This is a genomic window from Kribbella sp. NPDC056861 (assembly GCF_040687575.1).
Taxonomy (GTDB): Bacteria; Actinomycetota; Actinomycetes; order Propionibacteriales; family Kribbellaceae; genus Kribbella.
On sequence record NZ_JBFBNQ010000003.1, the window covers coordinates 945,853 to 962,443 of the forward strand.

The window sequence follows — 16,591 nt, forward strand, 5'->3', positions numbered from 1 at the left end:
GGAGGGGATATGAGCACCTCGGAGCTCACCATCGGCAAGGCCGGCCGGAAGGAGTGGATCGCTCTCGGCGTGCTCGCGCTGCCGCTGCTGCTGGTCTCGATGGACGTCTCGGTGCTGTACTTCGCGGTCCCGTACATCAGTGCCGATCTCGGCGTGACCGCCACCCAGCAGCTCTGGATCTTCGACATCTACGGGTTCGTGCTGGCCGGTCTGCTGATCACGATGGGCTCGCTGGGGGACCGGATCGGCCGGCGCCGGCTGCTGATCTTCGGGGCGATCGCGTTCGGGCTCGCGTCGCTGGCCGCGGCGTACGCGCAGACGCCGGAGCAGTTGATCGCGGCCCGCGCGGTGCTCGGCATCGGGGGCGCGACGCTGATGCCGTCGACGCTGGCGCTGATCCGCAACCTGTTCCACGACCCGGTGCAGCGCGGCAAGGCGATCGCGTTCTGGAGCGCGGTGATGCTGGGCGGTATCTCGCTCGGCCCGGTACTCAGCGGGGTGCTGCTCGAGCACTTCTGGTGGGGTTCGGTGTTCCTGATCAACACCCCGGCGATGGTGTTGCTGCTGATCCTCGCGCCGCTGCTGCTGCCGGAGTTCAGGACCGCGGTGAATGGCCGCTTCGATCTGTTCAGCTCGGTGTTGTCGCTGGCCGCGGTGCTGCCGGTGATCTGGGGGATCAAGGAGCTGGCCGCGCACGGTGTCGAGGCGATGCCGGTGGTCAGCATCGTGGCGGGACTGCTCGTGGGTTACGCCTTCCTTCGCCGGCAGCGGACCGCTGAGCACCCGATGATCGAGCTGGCGATGTTCCGCAACCGGGCGTTCAGCGGGGCGTTGGCGGCCAACACGATCGGCACGCTGGCGCTGGTGGGCAACGCGATCTTCATGACGCAGTACCTGCAGTTGGTGCTGGGGATGGGGCCGCTCAAGGCTGCGCTGTGGTCGCTGGTTCCGTCGGTAGTGGTCGGCGGGGCTGCACCGCTTGGGGCTGCGTTGGCTCGCAAGTTCGACCGTGCGTACGTCCTTGGGCTGGGCTTCGTAGTCGCTGCTGGCGGCTTCGCAGTACTCACTCAGATGCATGTGGACAGCAGCCTCGCAGTACTGCTGATCGGCGCGGGCCTGCTTGCTGCCGGGCTGGTGATGGTGATGTCGCTGGTCACCGAGGCTGTTGTCGGGGCGGTGGCTCCCGAGCGGGCCGGGTCGGCTTCGGCGCTGATGGAGACCTGCAGCGAGTTCGGCGGGGCGCTTGGCATCGCAGTACTGGGGAGCATTGGTACTGCGGCCTACCGCAGCGACCTGCAGCTCCCGTCGGACCTGCCCGCTGCTGCAACCACGGCAGCCCGCGAAGGCCTGGCCGGCGCTACTGCGGCCGCCGCGCAGCTCCCGGCTCAGCTAGCGGATGCACTGCTCGCTGCTACCCGGCACTCGTTCAGTCACAGCATGAATGTCGCAGCGCTGGTCGGCGCTGTGCTGCTGACCGTCACTGCGGTGGCCGTCACCCTCGTGCTTCGCGGTACGACGGCTACGGACGAGAGCGGCGCCTGAACGGGTTCCTGCGCTGGGCCGGTGGTGGTTCGGGTGGGTGGTTCTCGACGGTCTTCTCGCCCGCCCAAGGGGCCTCGTCGACGGCTGTTTCGTCGTCGTCGGGTTGGCCGCTCCACCAGCGGCCGGTGGTCGGGGGAGCAGCGGGATTGCCGGTGCGGGGCGCGTGGTCAGTGGGCTGCGCGGTGGTTGAGTCGAGGCGGAGTTCGACGGTCGGCTCGTTGACCCGCGGGTTCGGGCTGGAACTGGAGCTGGCCCGCGCGGCACGCCGCTCGGCGATCGACTCAGGCTCAGGCTCGCTGCTGAGGATCGTGCGCGTGGTGCCGGGCTCGCGGGCCGGCCGGGTGGTGCCGGCCTCATCGGTCGGCCGAGGCTCATGGACAGCGCGCGTCTCGTGGTGCTCAGCCGGAACAACCGTCGTACTACGTGGCCCTGAGTCGCCGGAGCCATCAGCACGAGGCCGCGGCTGCGAGGGCGGCTGCGGCGCCGGCTTCTGGCGCAGTACGAAGAAGACAGCAACCGCCAGCACCGCGGCGAGGAAGCCGAAGCCGAGACGCGGGATCAGCGGCAGCAGGATGCCGCACCCGCCGCCGATCACCCAGGACAACTGCAGCACCGTCTCCGAGCGGGCGAACACCGACGTCCGCACGGTCTCCGGTACGTCGCGCTGGATCATCGCGTCCAGCGACAGCTTGCCCAGCGAACTGCACAAGCCTGCGACCAGGCCGAGCACGATCAGCAGCGGGAAGCCGTAGAACACCGCCACCGCGACCGCGACGATCGCGTCCGCGAGCAGGACGACCAGCACCACCTTCTCCGGTTTACGGGCCTTGAGCAACGATCCGGTCAGGGTGCCGAGGCTGTTCCCGATCCCGGCCGCCGCGATCACCGCCCCCGCGGCCAGTGCGCCGTCGATGCCGCTGATCGGTTTGTCCCGCAGCAGGAACGCCAAGTACATGGTCAGGAAGCCCGACACGAACCGCAGGCCGAGGTTGCACCGGATGCCACGGGACACCGCGGCAGTGATCGCGCGGCGCCGGGCCTCGCGCCCCGCAGTACCGGTCATCTCTTCGCCGGCGGGGGAGTCGACGCGTGATGGCAACCGGATCGCCAGAATCAGGCCGACTGTGTAGACCACCGCGGCCCAGCGCAGCGACCACTGCGGACCGATCGCGGCGAACGCGCCCGCGATCCCCGCGCCGACGGTCGCGCCGGCCACACCTGCCAGTGAAATCCGCGAGTTGGCCGTGACGAGGTCGATCTCCTTGGGCAGCAACCGCGGTACTGCGGAGGCCCGCGTCACGCCGTACGCCTTGGACGCGACCAAACACCCGAGCGCGGCCGGATACAACCAGGCCGAGCTGTTGTGGATCGAGGCCGCCAGACTCCACACGAGGAACCCGCGCAGCCCGAGCGTCGCGCCGATCGCCCACCGACGACCGTGCCGGAAGCGATCGAGCACCGGACCGATCAGCGGCGCCATCAACGCGAACGGCGCCATCGTCAGCAGCAGGAACAACGCGACCCGATCCCGCGCCTGCGAACTCGGTACTGCGAAGAACACCGTCCCCGCGAGCGACACCGCGAAGGCGGTGTCACCTGCCGCGTTCACGAACCCGAGCTCGATCAACCGCGAAAGCCCCGACTCACGAGCCCCTTGCGCGCCGGTCAGCCCCTGGATCCGCCGCCCGGTCGCCTTGCCGGCTCGCCCGGTCACGCCGGCCGTCTTCTTCGAGACACTCGCGAACCCGGCCGCCCCCACCTTCGAGGCGTGCCCGACCTTCTTCCCGGCTGCTCCAACCTTCTTGCCGGCCTTGCCGAGTCGCTCCCCGGTACCGCGCTGCCCACCGCCTGCGCGCTCCCCGGTACCGCGTTGCCCACTGCCGCCGCGCTGCTCGCCGACCCGCTGCTCGCCGCCGTGTTGCCCGCCGCCGCGCTGACCGCCGGCCGGGCCTTGCGGCCGCTCCGGGCCCGGCTCGCGACTGCCGCCGGCGCCGTCGCGCGGGTGGTTCTCGGGGTCGGGACCGTTCATGTCACCATCCTGCCTTGTGCGGGGGACAGACCGGAGGCTCCACGCGGTTCGAATCGTGGTGACGGGCATGCGAGAATGACCGATTGTGACTCCCGTCAAGACTCCGGAACCGGTCCGCGCCAAGTCCGACGCCATCAGTGTCGGGGCGATCGAACCCGCCCGCGAGGCGGCCATCGTCGAAGCCGGCGCCGCCCAGGTCGGTGAATACCTCGGTCATTCCGTCGAGGGTGAACGGCTCGTCACGCACTACTTCGCCTCGACCCACCCCGGGTACCGCGGCTGGCGCTGGGCGGTCACGCTGACCCGCGCCTCGCGGGCCAAGACCGTCACGATCAACGAGGTCGTGATGCTGCCCGGCGACGAGGCCATCGTCGGCCCCGCGTGGGTGCCGTGGTCGGAGCGTGTCCAGCCGGGCGACCTGCGTCCCGGCGACCTGTTCCCGACGCTGCCGGAGGACCCGCGGCTCGAGCCCGGTTACACCGACACCACCGGCGCGCCCGACGAGGTGCTGGCCGTCATCGACGAGCTCGGCCTCGGTCGCGAGCGGGTGCTGTCACCGGTCGGCCGCGAAGAGGCCGCCGACCGCTGGTACGCCGGTGACTTCGGTCCGGCGTCGGCGATCGCGCAAGCCGTTCCGTACAAGTGCTTCGCCTGCGGCTACTGGATCCGGCTGAACGACAGCCTCGGTCAGGCGTTCGGCGCCTGCACCAACGAGATGGCGCCCGGCGACGGCCGGATCGTGTCCTACGACTACGGCTGCGGCGCGCACTCCGACGCCGTGATCGAGGCGCCCGACCACCCGTCGACCGAGCACGCCTTCGACACCACCGGGTACGACGAAATGGCGATCCCGCGCGGCGAGGCCAAGACGGAGCAGGCCAAGACAGAGCAGGTCGAGACCGGGCAGGTCGAGGCCGGGCACGTCGGCGCCGACTCGGAGCGCGTGGAGGATGTCGTCCAGGCCGAGGTGCAAGAGGCCGACGCAGTACAGGCAGAGGTCGAGGCAGCCGCCGAGCCGCCGTCGGACGACGAGGTCCAGGCCACCACCGCGGAAGAGATCTTCGACATCCCGCTGCCCACCGCGGCCGAGATCGAAGCGGAAGCCTCCGCCAACTACTAGGTCCTGGCTTTCAGTCCTCGGTCGCTGGCCGGTCGCCCGCCTGAATGGCGGCCCAGCGGCGACGGCAGTAGAGCAGCCCGATCCAGCCGAGTCCGAAGCCGGCCACGGTGACCCACAACCACCACTCGTCGCCGTCCTTCTTCAGCTCACCGCGGAAGATCAGCACGACGACGAACGCGACGGCCCAGGCGGCGATCCCGACCAGCACCGTCGGGATGCCGGACAGGTCGAGCGGCTTCACCTCGGCGTGCACGATCTCACCCCGCGCCAGCTGACTGGTCGGGTCGTTGCGCTTCTTCGACGCCGGTGCCTGCTCCTGATCTCCCACGATCCCCACCTTAGAGCAACCAGCTGCCCCGGCCTTCCCGATTCACTCGCCAGAGGGCGACGCCACCTGACACCATGCCGTCATGAGTTCGCGACAGGGCGCCCTCGCCCGCCCCGGTTCCGGCCCTCTCGACTCCTTCTTCAAGATCAGCGAACGCGGATCGACGCTCGGCCGGGAGGTCCGCGGCGGTCTGGTCACGTTCTTCACGATGGCCTACATCGTGGTGCTGAACCCGCTGATCATCGGCACCGTCAAGGACGGCTCCGGCCAGTACGTCGGCGGTGGCGCCGACCCCACCCTGGCGATCGCCAAGGTCGCGGTGGCGACCGCACTGGTGGCCGGGCTGCTCACCATCCTGATGGGCCTGGTCGCGAACTTCCCGCTCGCGTTGGCCACCGGCCTGGGCCTGAACGCCTTCATCGCGTTCAGCGTGGCGTCCAAGATGACCTGGGCCGACGCGATGGGCCTGGTGGTGATCGAGGGCGTCATCATCCTGGTCCTGGTGCTGACCGGCTTCCGCAAGGCGGTCTTCGAGGCGGTGCCCCGGCAGCTCAAGATCGCGATCAGCGTCGGCATCGGCCTGTTCATCGCGTTCATCGGCGTCATCGACGCGGGCTTCGTACGGCGCCCCGCCGCGCCCTCCGGCCCGCCGGTCGAACTCGGTGTCGGCGGCAACCTTCGCGGCTGGCCGGTGCTGGTCTTCGTGGTCGGCCTGGTGCTGATCATCACGCTGTACGCGCGCAAGGTGAAGGGCGCCATCCTGATCGGCATCCTGGCCGCGACGGTGCTCGCGATCGTGGTCGAGGCGATCTTCGACGTCGGCGGCCGAACCGCCGAGAACCCGGGCGGCTGGGGCCTGAGCGTGCCGAAGCTGCCGGACCAGTGGTTCAGCACCCCGAACCTGGACACGATCGGCGAGTTCAACCTGTTCGGCTCGTTCGAGCAGGTCGGCGTGATCTCCGCGCTGCTGCTGATCTTCACCCTGATGCTGGCCGACTTCTTCGACACGATGGGCACCATGACGGCGATCGGCGCCGAGGCCGGTCTGCTGGACAAGGACGGCAACCCGCCCAACGCGCAGCGCATCCTGATCGTCGACAGCGTCGCGGCCGCCGCAGGTGGCGCCGCCTCGGTGTCCAGCAACACGTCGTACATCGAATCGGCCTCGGGGGTCGGCGAAGGCGCCCGGACCGGACTGGCCAGCGTGGTGACCGGGGTCTGCTTCCTGATCTCGATGGTGGTCGCGCCGCTGGTCACGCTGGTGCCGTACGAGGCGGCCACGCCGGCCCTGGTGCTGGTCGGCTTCCTGATGATGATGCAGGTGAAGGGGATCGACTTCGACGACCTCGAGGTGGGCATCCCGGCCTTCCTGACCATCGTCCTGATGCCGTTCACGTACTCGATCTCGGCCGGTATCGGCGCCGGGTTCGTCTCCTACGTGCTGCTCAAGGTGGTCCGCGGCAAGGCCCGCCAGATCCACCCGCTGATGTGGGTCGTCTCGGCGCTGTTCGTGGTGTACTTCGCGATCGGCCCGCTCGGCGACTGGCTGACCTGACCCTGCCGTGGGCTAGAATGTGGGTGTCTGGGTTGCTCCTTCGGGGCCGCCCAGACTCTCGGTTATGGACACCAACGGATTTCCCACCCAGTCGGCCCGGACCCGCCGTTTCACCCTCGGGGTGCCGCGCGCCTTCACGCTCTCGCCCGACGGTCAGCGCGTGCTGTTCCTCCGCACCCGCGGCCCTGAGGACCCGTCCACCTGCCTGTGGCTCCTCGACGGCACCGAAGAACAGCTCCTGGTAGCCCCCGAATCCCTCGGTCCCGACGGCCTGATCCCCGCCGCGGAAGCGGTCCGCCGCGAACGAGCCCGCGAAGGCGCGGCCGGCATCGTCGCCTTCTCGACCGACACCGCCCTGCGCACCGTCGCCTTCGCGCTCAACGGCGACCTCTGGACAGTCGCCGTCGACCCTGCGGCACAACCGCGCAAGTGGGCCACCGCAGGACCGGTGGTCGACCCTCGCCTCGACCCGAGCGGCGCGCGGATCGCCTACGTCACCGATGGATCGCTCCGCGTCATCAATCTTGCTGATGGCAACGATCAACTGGTTGCCTCTGACGACGACCCGGAGGTCAGCTGGGGCCTGGCCGAGCACGTCGCCGCCGAGTCGATGGGCCGGACCCGCGGCCACTGGTGGTCCCCGGACGGCACCCACCTGCTCGCCACCCGCGTCGACCAGACCCCTGTCCAGCGCTGGTGGATCTCCGACCCCGCCAACCCGGCCAAACCTCCACTCGAGATCCCCTACCCGGTGGCAGGCACAGCCAACGCGCTCGTCTCCCTGCATGCCTTCGACCTTGCCGGCTCCGCTACCCAGCTCCAGTGGGACAGTACGGCGTACGAGTACCTCGCGGACGTCACCTGGGACTCCCACGGCCCCCTCCTCACCGTGCAGTCCCGCGACCAGCAGACCGTCCATGTACTCACAGCCGACCCCACCACCGGCCAGACGGAGCTGCTGCACGAGCAGCGCGACCCTGCCTGGGTAGAGCTCGTCCCCGGTACTCCGGCGCGCACTGCTGCCGGCAAGCTCGTCTACTTCGAGGACGCCGGCGAGACCCGTCACCTGACGATCGACGGCCAGCGGGTGACTCCCGACGGCCTGCAACTCCGGTACGTCATCGACGTCTCCGGCGAGTCGGTCCTCTTCCTGGCCAACGACGAACCGACCGAGTGTCACCTTTGGCTCTACGACCAAGACCTCCAGCAGTTGAGTGACGGCCCTGGCTCACACGACGGTCTCCGCGCCGGCAGCACCCTCCTGCTCACCTCCAACACCGAGGCCGGCCGAACCTTCGCAGTGCGCCGCGACGGTCGCCCCGACCACCTGATCACCTCCCACCGCGCCACCCCGGCCGTCGCCCCGCGAATCACCTGGCTCCGCGCAGGCGACCTGGAGATCCGCACAGCCCTGCTACTCCCGTCCTGGTACCAGCCAGGCGCCGCCAAGCTCCCCGTCCTGATGGCCCCGTACGGCGGCTCCGCGATGTCCCTGGTGATGCGGGTCAGCGCCCCCTGGTTCTACAAGGCCCAGTGGTTCGCCGAAGCCGGGTTCGCCGTCGTCATCGCCGACGGCCGCGGTACGCCCGGCCGCGGGCCGGCCTGGGACAAGGCGATCCACCACGACACCATGTCGGCGCCGCTGGAGGACCAGGTCACCGCGCTGCACGCGGCAGCGGAGTACTGCCCGGATCTCGACCTGAGCAGGGTCGGTATCACCGGCTGGAGCTACGGCGGCATGCTCGCGACTACCGCAGTACTGCGGCGGCCGGATGTCTTCCATGCGGCGGTCTCCGGAGCAGCGCCCAGCGAGCAACGCCTATACGACACTCACTGGCGCGAGCGGTTCCTGGGACACCCGGACGAGTACCCCGAGGACTACGACCGCTGCTCAACCATCAACGAAGCAGCCAAGCTCGAACGCCCACTGCTGCTGGTGCACGGCCTCGCCGACGACAACGTGACCGCCGCCCACACCCTGCGCCTCTCGGCCGCCCTGCTCGCCGCGGGCCGTCCGCATCAGGTGCTGCCGCTGTCGAACGCGACCCACGCGGTGCGGGACGAGGCCGCGATCGTCGGTCTGCTGCACCACGAACTCAACTTCCTGAAGACCGCGCTACTGGTCGGTGGGGAGCACCCGGGCGCGTAGTTCGAGGTACTCGGTGCGGGCGGTGAACAACTCACGGAGCTCGGTGGTGACGTTGTCGAGGAAGTCGGTACGGTACGTCGCGTCCGTCATCAGCGAGATCGAGTAGTACAGGCCGGTGAAGTTGGCGATGCCGACGGCAACCTTCACCAGCGCGGCGCTGATCAGCAACTGGTGATCCATCAAGCCGATCTGGTGCGACCAGGCGCCCGGCTCGACTCCCCAGGAGTCGTAGATGCCCTGGCTGATGGCGAGCATCCCGAAGCCGATGAAGAACAGGCCGACGCCGGCGCTCACCACCAGCACCTGCATCCACTGCCGGATCACCAGGCTGACGCTCAGGTTGAGACGCTGGATCCGGGTCAGCGGCGGCCCGGATCCGGCGTCGCGCTCGATCGCGTCCATCTCCTTCGGCAGCCGCAGCATCAGGAACAGGCTGCTGAGCAGGGTGAAGGCGATCGCCGAGATGACGATAAAAGCGACCGGCATGCCGGCGAAGACCTGCCACATCTCGGTGTTCACGAACAGTACGAGGGAGAACACCAGCAGTAGCGGCAGGGCGCGGATCAGGCTGGTGACCGAGTTCGCGAGCTCGGTGCCGAGCCGGTGCAGGCCCCACAGCGTCGTACCGATCAGGCCGTAGCCGACCACCAGGTAGACCACGCCGACCAGCAGCAGATTGCCGAAGGCAACGCCGAGGAACTGGTGCCACTGACCGTCGGTGACGATCGGCAGCAGCGCGGGCAACAGCACGAAGACCGCCAGTTCCGGCGTACCGAAGCGGTTCGGGAAGGACCAGAACCGGCGGCCGCGGAGGCGGTTCAGCAGCCCGAAACCGGTGATCAGGATCGCCAGCCCGGCCAGCGCGGTGATCAGGTTGCGCTGCCAGCTCCAGTCCAGCGAGGTGGCGCCGAGCAGCTCGAAGATGAAGACCAGCACCAGCAGCGGCGTCGCCCGGCTGAAGATGTCGTGCGTCGGCGAGAAGTCCTCGATGAACAGCGGCAGCCCCGCGCGCCGGAACCGCTGCTCGTACCGGGCCAACTCCGGTGGTGTCCCCATGCGCGGAACCTTAGCGTAGGCGCCTGGTAACCCGCTTTATTTAGCAAAGGTAATGAGTTAAGCTAACGATATGCCCGAAGTCGTAGCCCAGCAGGTGAAGAGTGACGTCGGGCTGGCCAGCGCCCTGAGGTCGTCCACGTTGCGGTTGTCGCGGCAGATCCGCCGCCAGCGCGTCGAGGGACACGACCTGACCGCGAACCAGCTCGGGGTACTCGGTGCGCTCGGCAAACACGACGCGATGACGATCGGCGAGCTGGCCGCGCACGAGCAGGTCAAGCCGCCGTCGATGACGCGGATCGTGTCGAACATGGAGGAGGCCGGCCTGGTCGCCCGCCGGCCGCACGAGACCGACAAGCGGCAGATCGTGGTCGAGCTGACCCAGGCCGCGCTCGATCTGCTGCACGCCAACCGCCGGCGCCGCGACGAGTGGCTGCAGACGAAACTGAAGAAACTGACCCCTGAGGAGCGCGACATCCTGCGCAAGGCAGCACCTGTCCTGGAACGGCTGGCGGCCACGTGAGCCCGACCTTCCGCGCGTTCAAGGTCCGCAACTTCCGGCTCTACGCCACCGGCGCGATCATCTCCAACATCGGCACCTGGATGCAGCGCGTCGCCCAGGACTGGCTGGTCCTCGAGCTGACCCACTCCGGTACGGCGCTCGGCATCGTCACCGGCCTGCAGTTCCTCCCGGCGCTGCTGATCTCCCCGTACGCCGGCCTGATCGCCGACCGCTTCCCCAAGCGCCGGGTGCTCACCATCACCCAGATCGCGATGGGCACCGTCGCCCTGTTCCTGGGCCTGCTGACCGTCACCGGACTGGTCGAGGCCTGGCACGTCTTCGCGCTGGCTTTCGTCTTCGGCATCGGCACCGCGTTCGACGCGCCGACCCGGCAGGCGTTCGTGGTCGAGATGGTCGGCAAGGACGAACTGTCCAACGCCGTCGGCCTCAACTCGGCCTCCTTCAACGCAGCCCGCCTGATCGGCCCCGGCCTGGCCGGCCTGCTGATCCACTGGATCGGCACCGGCCCGGTGATCATCATCAACGGCCTCAGCTACGCCGCGGTGATCCTGTCCCTGCACCTGATGCGCTCCGCCGAACTGCACACCCCCAAGGTGGCGGCCCGCGACAAGGGCATGATCCGCGACGGCATGCGCTACCTGTGGCGCCGCCCCGACCTGATGATGGTCCTGGTCACGGTCTTCTTCGCCGGCTGCTTCGGCCTGAACTTCCAGATGACCTCGGCCCTGATGGCAGTCAGCGAGTTCCACAAGGGCGCAGGCGAGTACGGCATCCTCGGCTCGATCCTGGCCATCGGCTCCCTGGCCGGCGCCCTACTGGCCGCCCGCCGAGTCCGCACCCGCGGCCGCCTCGTGATGGGCGCTGCCCTGGCCTTCGGCGGCATGGTCGTAGTGAGCGGCCTGATGCCGACGTACCTGACCTTCGCTCTCGTCCTCCCGCTCGTCGGCTTCACCGCCCTCACCATGCTCACCTCAGCCAACGCCACCATGCAGCTCGGCATCGAGCCCACCATGCGCGGCCGGGTAATGGCTCTCTACATGACGGTCCTGATGGGCGGTACGCCGATCGGCTCCCCGCTGATCGGCTGGGTCGGCCAGGAGTTCGGCGCCCGCTGGTCACTGATCGTCGGCGGGAGTTTGACGATCCTCGGCACCACGGCGTCAGTGCTGTACTTCTCCCACCGCCGAGGCCTCGCCATCCGCCCGCACTTGCTTCCCCGTCCCCGGCTGGACATCCTCTCGCCCACCACCGACCTGCTGGGCGAGAAATCCACCATGACCGGCGCCCCGACAGAGCCGGCCAAGCCTCGCGTGGCTTAACCCCGCCGAGGGTTTCGCCCCACCCGTGCTCGCGTTGCGGGCTGGAGCGGCGTGCCCACCCCGACCTCTTGGCGGGTCGGGGTGGTTGGAATCCAAGTCGTGTTGCCTTCGCGCGGGGTGTCGCCCCACCCGTACTCGCGTTGCGGGTCGGAGCGGCGTGCCCACCCCGACCCGTTAGCGGGGCAGCGTGGCTGCCGACCAACCCCATGTCGCCGGTCCGGGCTCGTGGCGCTGGGCGCCACCTCGCTGGCGCCTGATGGGTCGCCCGCCGCCCGCGCGATTGTGCACCCCCGGGGCACCGCCGCTTCGTCTGACCTCGGCGATGGCGATCAAGCGCCCACCGGGCTCGCGCTCGAGTCTGCCAACTCGCGGCTCCCTGCCGCTTTTCACAGTGTCAGCCGCATCAGGTCGAGATCATGATGTGTGTGGGCTACGCGGTGCCTCGGCGATGGCTTCGCCGCCAGTCTGGCGATGTGGTTGGTGAGATTGGAGCTACGCGCTTTACGGCATGGGCTTACCGGGTAGGGGAACTGACGTGACCGAGATTGAGCAGCGTGCCGATCAGGCCGACGAATCGCTCGGTGCCAGCATGCGCCGATGGCGTGAGTCGGCGAATCTGTCACTGGCGGAGATGGCGCGTCGCGTCAACTACAGCCGGGGATATCTCAGCAAGGTTGAGACCGGGCGCGCCCCTGGCAGCGTCAGTTTGGCGGACCAGTACGACCTGGCCCTCGGCGCCGATGGTGCATTGGGTCGGCTGGCCCGGGTGATATGCCCGCCGCCGGCTGATGCGGCGCCATCGACCGGTCCGACGACGCAGCCCGAGGAAGGCGTGTCATTCGTGCTTGCGGTCGACCGCGCCCACAACGCTTTGCGCGGTGTGGCACGTTCATCGCTGCGAGAGCACGCGCGGCAGGACGCCGCCAACCGCGTGGTCCATGACTCTGCCGTCTACAGCGCTAGAGAGCGGCTGTTGATCTCCGCCGATCTGGCCGTCGTGGAGGCGGGGGAAGATGTCTTCCTCCGGTTGATCGACCTGCGGAACGCCGTGAACGCCGGTGCGGACCTCGATTCGCAGACTTACCACGCTGCGTATCACCGCTTCGCAGAGGCGGTGTGGCGGCTGCGGTTGGCTCTGCGTACGAGCGCAGGCCAGCCGCCCTTCGGACCGGCCTGGGTACGCAGGGCGGACTGGTCAGATCGGGAGCGGTGCGGTTGCGGTGAGCTGATCACCAGGCAGCCTAGGTGACCCAGTAGCGCTCAACTGCTACGGCCATGGCGGGGTGGGCGGTCCAGTGCTCCGACTAGCGCGTTGTCGATGCGGTGCGCCTCACGCAGAGTCGGTCCTGCGCGGCGGTCGCCCAACTCGTCATAGATCTCGGCCAGGTCCACAAGGGCACAGAGCTGGGTGATCGACTGATTCTGGCCGGTCTCGACGCAGTGATCCCGCAAAGACTCGAGATGACCACGTGCGCCGACAAGGTCACCGGCAGCGCGGCACGCCCTGGCCAGATTCAAGGTGACCTGAGTCCAGCCGTACTCGCCGCGCCGCACCAGCATGTTTGCCTCCGCCAACACCTCTGCACCCAGTGTGGCCGACCCGCCGTCGGAGAGCAGATGTGCCGCATGGTCATTGAGGGCTTCGACCAACAGCCCACGAATGTGGTCGGTCGGCCGTGCCACATGCAGCGCCCGAAGAATCTCGACTGCCTGCTCATGGGCTCGGCCGGCCTCGGCTGTCTGTCCAGCGGCGGCGAGAACGCCAGCGTGCACGGTGAGGCCTTCGGCGTACTTCTCGTGGTTCGTTCCACACTTCTCGGCGACGTGCGTGATCGATGCTGTGGAAGCGTGGACAGCGTCGGTCATCCGACCGGCCGCCCGATGCGCCAGCGCGAGGTTCCCCAAGCTGTCACCGGTCAGCTCAGGGTCATCAGCGGCGCTGGCGATAGTCACGGCCCGTTGCGCAATCGCGGTCGCCGCCTCCGGATCCTCTATGCCTTCGCGCAGGTACACCGACGCTCGGTCGAGCAGGTAGGCGACGTCGCCGAGCTGCACCTCGTCTCGCTCCGCCGCCTCGCACACGATCAGCACATGTGGGTATGCCTGCTCCCACTCGGTCCACGAGTCGCTGTGGTGAGTATCGGGACGCAGGGCGTGGGTGAGGAAGCGCACTACCGCCGCGGTCCAGTGGACCGACTGCTTCGCAGTAACCTGGCCGACCACGTGACCGGCAATACCGGCCGGCACCGCCGCGCCGTCACGGTTCAGCTCCAGAAGGCCTCGACTCTGCAATGCCTTGCAGGCCTCGCGCAGCTTGGCCGAGGAAGCGCACGCGAGCTCCGCCAGTCCCGGCAGGCAATCACCCGCGTCACGAAGCAGCGAGAACGAGAACGGGTGCTCCGGAGCCAGCCGGGCAAGCACCTGCAGGAGATCCCGGGCCTCCGGCGCGACGGTGACCAGGCGATCCCACTCGTACTTGAACGTGGTCTCGTCCATTCGGGTGCCGTCGGGCAGGCCGGTGGACAGCGCCGTACGCAGCTCGGCAGCGAGTCTCAGCACGCCGGGGAGCGAGTCCTTGTCGCCGCGCGCGCCACCGGCCCACATCAGGCTCTGGACGCGGGTGCGTCGGGCGACCGGCGTTTCCGCGACGGTATCGCTCACGATCAGACCGGGATGCCTGTCGTGCAATTCCACTGGGAACAGGCCCTCATCGATGTAGCGGGCCCAGCATCGAACCGCACGGTCTGCCGCCGACTCGCTGGCGCTGCGTTCGAGGTCAAGCAGGCGGCTGCGGACCCGGGCGGCGATCCACGCGCCTCGGTCCTGACCGTCCGGGCCCAAGCCCGCGAACGCGGAGTGATCCGCCACTTTGGTCAGCGCTGCGCGCTCTACCGACTTGGTGCAGCCCCGGTTCACCTTGCGCACGACGTCTCGGACGGTGACCAGCCCGCTTGCCATAGTCCGCCAGGCGGCTTCGTCGGTCATCGGCGCCCTCCAACGAGTTTCATTCGATCGGCATTGAATTCATTCTCTCTCGTTGGTCGGCTGCCGCCATGACACGGACCCCGCTGACCATCTGTTTCATCTGTGACGAATGGTTCCCGGCCAGAGGGGGTATCTCCGCGTTCAACCGCAGCTTGGCCGTTGGGTTCGCCGAGCGCGGCGACACCGTGCTGTGCCTGGTGGAGCAGGCCATGGAGGTCGAGCGTGCGGACGCCGCCCGGCACGGCGTGCGGCTGTTCACAGCCGACCACACTCCTGCGGGTCCGAACCTCCACCTCCCGGTGATCGAGGTTCTCGTGCAGCAAGCCGACGTCATCGTCGGGCACGACCGCGTGACCGGGCACATCGCCTGGCTCTACGCCCGCAAGTTCGGCACCGCTGCGCTTGTCCACCTCGTGCACACCGCGCCTGCCGAGATCGAACCTTACAAGGGCTCCGCCGACGCGGCGGCCCGCGTGGAGGCTCGTGAGGCGTATACCGCGGATCTGGCGGGCCAGGCCGATGTCGTCGCCGGAGTGGGTCCCCGGCTCACCCGATATGCCACCCACCTCTTGGATGACGGGTACGGCGGCCGGAACGTGCTTCGCCTCGATCCGGGCCTCGACCCGGACCCGCTGGACCGGGTCCGCCAGATCCCGGTGCGCCCCAACGTGATGGTCCTCGGCCGTACCGGGGACCTGGAACTCAAGGGGCTTGATATCGCGGCCGGCGCGGTTGCCGCCCTTCAGGCCCGGCCTGATCGGCCCGCCCCGGTGCTGTTCGTTCGCGGTGCTCCCGCTGAGCAGTGCGAGCAGGTACGCGCCGCGCTCACCGGACTCTCCGGCCTCGCTCGCGGCCGAGTGGACGTACGGCCGTTCTGCCAGGACGGGATGGCGGTGCGTCGTGACCTACGGCGTGCCGCGCTGTGCCTGATGCCGTCCCGGGCCGAGGGCTTCGGTCTCGCGGCGTGGGAAGCGCTGGCTGTAGGCACCCCGATCCTTGTCAGCGCACACAGCGGTCTGGCCGAACTGCTGAGGGAGTACCTGGGCTCCGCTGCGGACAACATGATCGTCGACATCACCGACGACCCCGGACGGGATGCGCGGAAGTGGTCGCAGGCGGTCCAGCGAGTTCTGGACGATCTACCCACCGCGTTCGCCGAGACCCACCGCATCCAACAACTTCTGCTTGGCCGCTTCTCTTGGTCCGAGACGGTCGCCAGGCTGGGAACGGCGATCCGGACTGAGTGCGGCCTGGCGACATGACACGGCTTCCGGCATGCGACGGCGCGGGCGGATCGGCGTTCCCGCCATCCACCCGCGCCTTTGTACTGCGCGGAGTCAGCAGCGAGGCGTGGAAACCTGGCTCTCCACGAGCGAGGAATGCACGTACCCGCCGGCCGGGCTGCTGATCCGGAACCACCGTGCCGACCCGTAGTCCGACTGCGGTGGGCTGACCCACTGGCTGTCGATCCAGCAGACCATCGTGACCGCCCTCCCGTTGCCGAGGTAGGCGACCGAGGCGCACCCCGTGTTGGCGCACGTCCGGACGTTCGCGCCACCCGAGTTCGAACCGATGTACGGACCGGCGGCCAAGGCCGGCGAGCCGGCCAGCGCAATTGCACCGGTCGACGCCAGGACAGTGGCCGCAAGCCGACCAGCGGCTCGACGAATGTGGACAGACGACATGAGCATCTCCTTACTGTGAGCGGACAGGCCCCTCGGTCGATGGCTGCTCGGGCCACACCGTGGGTGTCCTCCTCAGGATCACGTCCTCACCATCGGGCAAACAGCCCGTTCGTGTTGCCACCTCGACAGGCAACAAGGAAACGCCCAGCGCCTCGCTACTCGCTGCCGCCGTCGCCGTGACCGTGACCGACGACTATGACAGTGGGCACGTGACTCCGACCTGCAGCGAGGCACGGGTGTGGCGAGACCCTTGCAGGCCAAGCGACGCGGAGTAGATCCGCAATCAGCTTGCCCCGCAAGTAG

13 protein-coding genes are annotated in these 16,591 nt (G+C 68.7%); 8 read left to right on the forward strand and 5 right to left on the reverse strand.

Features of this window, described 5'->3' with window-relative positions; genetic code table 11:
- The first annotated feature begins 9 nt into the window (after positions 1–9).
- Positions 10–1,542, forward strand: coding sequence for an MFS transporter (locus AB0P21_RS18400; RefSeq protein ID WP_363698020.1), 1,533 nt, complete (start codon positions 10–12; stop codon positions 1,540–1,542).
- Here AB0P21_RS18400 and AB0P21_RS18405 read toward each other — a convergent pair.
- Complete coding sequence (locus AB0P21_RS18405) at positions 1,520–3,571, reverse strand: MFS transporter (protein ID WP_363698021.1); 2,052 nt, start codon at positions 3,569–3,571, stop codon at positions 1,520–1,522. The two genes, AB0P21_RS18400 and AB0P21_RS18405, sit on opposite strands and share 23 nt — an antisense overlap.
- Positions 3,572–3,656: 85 nt before the next feature.
- Between AB0P21_RS18405 and AB0P21_RS18410 the strand changes: the two genes are divergently transcribed.
- Positions 3,657–4,691: a DUF3027 domain-containing protein gene (locus tag AB0P21_RS18410; protein ID WP_363698023.1), complete on the forward strand. Its 1,035-nt coding sequence runs from the start codon at positions 3,657–3,659 to the stop codon at positions 4,689–4,691.
- A gap of 10 nt (positions 4,692–4,701) precedes the next feature.
- On the opposite strand, the gene AB0P21_RS18415 is transcribed toward AB0P21_RS18410, so the two are convergent.
- Positions 4,702–5,019 (reverse strand): DUF2530 domain-containing protein, encoded by a 318-nt coding sequence (locus AB0P21_RS18415; RefSeq protein WP_363698025.1) that lies wholly within the window; start codon positions 5,017–5,019, stop codon positions 4,702–4,704.
- A gap of 82 nt (positions 5,020–5,101) precedes the next feature.
- On the opposite strand from AB0P21_RS18415, the gene AB0P21_RS18420 reads away from it, so the two are divergent.
- Entirely contained in the window at positions 5,102–6,574 is a 1,473-nt protein-coding gene (locus AB0P21_RS18420) for an NCS2 family permease (RefSeq protein WP_363698027.1), read from the forward strand.
- Positions 6,575–6,638: 64 nt separating this feature from the next.
- Complete coding sequence (locus tag AB0P21_RS18425) at positions 6,639–8,723, forward strand: alpha/beta fold hydrolase (protein WP_363698029.1); 2,085 nt, start codon at positions 6,639–6,641, stop codon at positions 8,721–8,723.
- Here the strand turns inward: AB0P21_RS18425 and AB0P21_RS18430 are convergent.
- A complete protein-coding gene (locus AB0P21_RS18430) occupies positions 8,691–9,779 on the reverse strand; it encodes a hypothetical protein (protein ID WP_363698030.1) in 1,089 nt (362 codons plus the stop codon). The genes AB0P21_RS18425 and AB0P21_RS18430 overlap by 33 nt on opposite strands.
- A 70-nt stretch (positions 9,780–9,849) precedes the next feature.
- Here AB0P21_RS18430 and AB0P21_RS18435 point away from each other — a divergent pair, with 70 nt between their 5' ends.
- The 3 genes from AB0P21_RS18435 to AB0P21_RS18445 all read left to right on the forward strand — a co-directional run bounded on the left by AB0P21_RS18435 (position 9,850) and on the right by AB0P21_RS18445 (position 12,867).
- Positions 9,850–10,299: a MarR family transcriptional regulator gene (locus AB0P21_RS18435; RefSeq protein WP_363698031.1), complete on the forward strand. Its 450-nt coding sequence runs from the start codon at positions 9,850–9,852 to the stop codon at positions 10,297–10,299.
- Positions 10,296–11,618 carry an MFS transporter gene (locus AB0P21_RS18440; protein ID WP_363698032.1) on the forward strand — a complete coding sequence of 441 codons (1,323 nt, stop codon included), beginning with the start codon at positions 10,296–10,298 and terminating at the stop codon, positions 11,616–11,618. The genes AB0P21_RS18435 and AB0P21_RS18440 overlap by 4 nt, the downstream gene beginning before the upstream one ends.
- A 535-nt stretch (positions 11,619–12,153) precedes the next feature.
- The gene (locus AB0P21_RS18445) at positions 12,154–12,867 is read left to right on the forward strand and encodes a helix-turn-helix transcriptional regulator (RefSeq protein ID WP_363698033.1); all 714 of its coding nucleotides are present in this window, start codon (positions 12,154–12,156) and stop codon (positions 12,865–12,867) included.
- A gap of 11 nt (positions 12,868–12,878) precedes the next feature.
- On the opposite strand, the gene AB0P21_RS18450 is transcribed toward AB0P21_RS18445, so the two are convergent.
- On the reverse strand, positions 12,879–14,603 hold the full coding sequence (locus tag AB0P21_RS18450) for a tetratricopeptide repeat protein (RefSeq protein WP_363698034.1): 1,725 nt from the start codon (positions 14,601–14,603) through the stop codon (positions 12,879–12,881).
- A 68-nt stretch (positions 14,604–14,671) separates the two neighbouring features.
- On the opposite strand from AB0P21_RS18450, the gene AB0P21_RS18455 reads away from it, so the two are divergent.
- Positions 14,672–15,865, forward strand: coding sequence for a glycosyltransferase family 4 protein (locus tag AB0P21_RS18455; protein ID WP_363698035.1), 1,194 nt, complete (start codon positions 14,672–14,674; stop codon positions 15,863–15,865).
- A gap of 75 nt (positions 15,866–15,940) precedes the next feature.
- Here AB0P21_RS18455 and AB0P21_RS18460 read toward each other — a convergent pair whose 3' ends face one another.
- Positions 15,941–16,288 (reverse strand): hypothetical protein, encoded by a 348-nt coding sequence (locus AB0P21_RS18460; protein WP_363698038.1) that lies wholly within the window; start codon positions 16,286–16,288, stop codon positions 15,941–15,943.
- Between the last annotated feature and the right edge of the window lie 303 nt (positions 16,289–16,591).

Excerpts from the sequence above, each read along its gene's own strand:
- AB0P21_RS18400 (WP_363698020.1), top strand. The coding sequence starts at position 10 with ATGAGCACCTCGGAGCTCACCATCGGCAAGGCCGGCCGGAAGGAGTGG.
- AB0P21_RS18405 (WP_363698021.1), bottom strand. The coding sequence starts at position 3,571 with ATGAACGGTCCCGACCCCGAGAACCACCCGCGCGACGGCGCCGGCGGC.
- AB0P21_RS18420 (WP_363698027.1), top strand. The coding sequence starts at position 5,102 with ATGAGTTCGCGACAGGGCGCCCTCGCCCGCCCCGGTTCCGGCCCTCTC.
- AB0P21_RS18425 (WP_363698029.1), top strand. The coding sequence starts at position 6,639 with ATGGACACCAACGGATTTCCCACCCAGTCGGCCCGGACCCGCCGTTTC.
- AB0P21_RS18430 (WP_363698030.1), bottom strand. The coding sequence starts at position 9,779 with ATGGGGACACCACCGGAGTTGGCCCGGTACGAGCAGCGGTTCCGGCGC.
- AB0P21_RS18435 (WP_363698031.1), top strand. The coding sequence starts at position 9,850 with ATGCCCGAAGTCGTAGCCCAGCAGGTGAAGAGTGACGTCGGGCTGGCC.
- AB0P21_RS18450 (WP_363698034.1), bottom strand. The coding sequence starts at position 14,603 with ATGACCGACGAAGCCGCCTGGCGGACTATGGCAAGCGGGCTGGTCACC.
- AB0P21_RS18455 (WP_363698035.1), top strand. The coding sequence starts at position 14,672 with ATGACACGGACCCCGCTGACCATCTGTTTCATCTGTGACGAATGGTTC.
- AB0P21_RS18460 (WP_363698038.1), bottom strand. The coding sequence starts at position 16,288 with ATGTCGTCTGTCCACATTCGTCGAGCCGCTGGTCGGCTTGCGGCCACT.